The organism is Erwinia sp. PME.40.26/001, from assembly GCF_055556675.1.
Window position 1 is genome coordinate 1 of record NZ_JBVHNP010000456.1, and the last position, 233, is coordinate 233.

A 233-nucleotide genomic window follows, 5' to 3' on the forward strand; every position below is an offset into this window, starting at 1 on the left:
TTTGAGGAAATGGTTGAAGATGGTCGCATCGAGGTTGAGGCTATGGCCTTTATTCAGGGACGATCCATTCCTAATAGCATTATCATTGTTGACGAGGCGCAAAATCTCACACCACGCGAATGCCGAATGGTAGTTGAGCGTTGTGGTGAAAACAGCAAAGTCATTTTACTTGGAGACTTATCACAGGTTGAAAATCCATATTTGGATGCGCGATCTTGTGGTTTGGCACACGC

The 233-nt window shown here is 45.1% G+C and carries 1 protein-coding gene; it reads left to right on the top strand.

What is annotated here, in order from left to right:
* Positions 1-9: 9 nt before the first annotated feature.
* Positions 10-233, top strand: a 224-nt coding sequence (locus tag ACZ3HG_RS24960) for a PhoH family protein (protein ID WP_465335249.1), incomplete at its 3' end; no start/stop codon positions are given.